This is a genomic window from Shewanella sp. ALD9 (assembly GCF_002836315.1).
Classification (GTDB): Bacteria; Pseudomonadota; Gammaproteobacteria; order Enterobacterales; family Shewanellaceae; genus Shewanella.
In genome coordinates this window covers 1-2037 of sequence record NZ_PJCD01000011.1, presented here as the reverse complement: position 1 = coordinate 2037, position 2037 = coordinate 1, and the positions used below count along the sequence as shown (strand labels likewise).

Annotated in this window: 2 protein-coding genes and 1 pseudogene; 2 read left to right on the top strand and 1 reads right to left on the bottom strand. The window is 54.1% G+C overall.

Features of this window, described 5'->3' with window-relative positions; genetic code table 11:
- The coding region (gene intI1 / locus CXF88_RS14280) for a class 1 integron integrase IntI1 (protein WP_079284715.1) at positions 1-797 on the bottom strand (797 nt) is incomplete at its 3' end.
- A gap of 145 nt (positions 798-942) precedes the next feature.
- Here intI1 and CXF88_RS14275 point away from each other — a divergent pair.
- Together CXF88_RS14275 and CXF88_RS14270 are read left to right on the top strand one after the other, a co-directional pair.
- Positions 943-1781 (top strand): annotated as a pseudogene (locus CXF88_RS14275) (AadA family aminoglycoside 3''-O-nucleotidyltransferase).
- Between the two features lie 116 nt (positions 1782-1897).
- Positions 1898-2037, top strand: a 140-nt coding sequence (locus CXF88_RS14270; protein ID WP_038349987.1) for an SMR family transporter, incomplete at its 3' end; no start/stop codon positions are given.

Here is a 2037-nt window from a genome sequence, read left to right as displayed (position 1 = left end):
TCTACGGCACGTTTGAAGGCGCGCTGAAAGGTCTGGTCATACATGTGATGGCGACGCACGACACCGCTCCGTGGATCGGTCGAATGCGTGTGCTGCGCAAAAACCCAGAACCACGGCCAGGAATGCCCGGCGCGCGGATACTTCCGCTCAAGGGCGTCGGGAAGCGCAACGCCGCTGCGGCCCTCGGCCTGGTCCTTCAGCCACCATGCCCGTGCACGCGACAGCTGCTCGCGCAGGCTGGGTGCCAAGCTCTCGGGTAACATCAAGGCCCGATCCTTGGAGCCCTTGCCCTCCCGCACGATGATCGTGCCGTGATCGAAATCCAGATCCTTGACCCGCAGTTGCAAACCCTCACTGATCCGCATGCCCGTTCCATACAGAAGCTGGGCGAACAAACGATGCTCGCCTTCCAGAAAACCGAGGATGCGAACCACTTCATCCGGGGTCAGCACCACCGGCAAGCGCCGCGACGGCCGAGGTCTTCCGATCTCCTGAAGCCAGGGCAGATCCGTGCACAGCACCTTGCCGTAGAAGAACAGCAAGGCCGCCAATGCCTGACGATGCGTGGAGACCGAAACCTTGCGCTCGTTCGCCAGCCAGGACAGAAATGCCTCGACTTCGCTGCTGCCCAAGGTTGCCGGGTGACGCACACCGTGGAAACGGATGAAGGCACGAACCCAGTGGACATAAGCCTGTTCGGTTGGTAAGCTGTAATGCAAGTAGCGTATGCGCTCACGCAACTGGTCCAGAACCTTGACCGAACGCAGCGGTGGTAACGGCGCAGTGGCGGTTTTCATGGCTTGTTATGACTGTTTTTTTGTACAGTCTATGCCTCGGGCATCCAAGCAGCAAGCGCGTTACGCCGTGGGTCGATGTTTGATGTTATGGAGCAGCAACGATGTTACGCAGCAGGGCAGTCGCCCTAAAACAAAGTTAGACATCATGAGGGAAGCGGTGACCATCGAAATTTCGAACCAACTATCAGAGGTGCTAAGCGTCATTGAGCGCCATCTGGAATCAACGTTGCTGGCCGTGCATTTGTACGGCTCCGCAGTGGATGGCGGCCTGAAGCCATACAGCGATATTGATTTGTTGGTTACTGTGGCCGTAAAGCTTGATGAAACGACGCGGCGAGCATTGCTCAATGATCTTATGGAGGCTTCGGCTTTCCCTGGCGAGAGCGAGACGCTCCGCGCTATAGAAGTCACCCTTGTCGTGCATGACGACATCATCCCGTGGCGTTATCCGGCTAAGCGCGAGCTGCAATTTGGAGAATGGCAGCGCAATGACATTCTTGCGGGTATCTTCGAGCCAGCCATGATCGACATTGATCTAGCTATCCTGCTTACAAAAGCAAGAGAACATAGCGTTGCCTTGGTAGGTCCGGCAGCGGAGGAATTCTTTGACCCGGTTCCTGAACAGGATCTATTCGAGGCGCTGAGGGAAACCTTGAAGCTATGGAACTCGCAGCCCGACTGGGCCGGCGATGAGCGAAATGTAGTGCTTACGTTGTCCCGCATTTGGTACAGCGCAATAACCGGCAAAATCGCGCCGAAGGATGTCGCTGCCGACTGGGCAATAAAACGCCTACCTGCCCAGTATCAGCCCGTCTTACTTGAAGCTAAGCAAGCTTATCTGGGACAAAAAGAAGATCACTTGGCCTCACGCGCAGATCACTTGGAAGAATTTATTCGCTTTGTGAAAGGCGAGATCATCAAGTCAGTTGGTAAATGATGTCTAACAATTCGTTCAAGCCGACCGCGCTACGCGCGGCGGCTTAACTCCGGCGTTAGATGCACTAAGCACATAATTGCTCACAGCCAAACTATCAGGTCAAGTCTGCTTTTATTATTTTTAAGCGTGCATAATAAGCCCTACACAAATTGGGAGATATATCATGAAAGGCTGGCTTTTTCTTGTTATCGCAATAGTTGGCGAAGTAATCGCAACATCCGCATTAAAATCTAGCGAGGGCTTTACTAAGCTTGCCCCTTCCGCCGTTGTCATAATCGGTTATGGCATCGCATTTTATTTTCT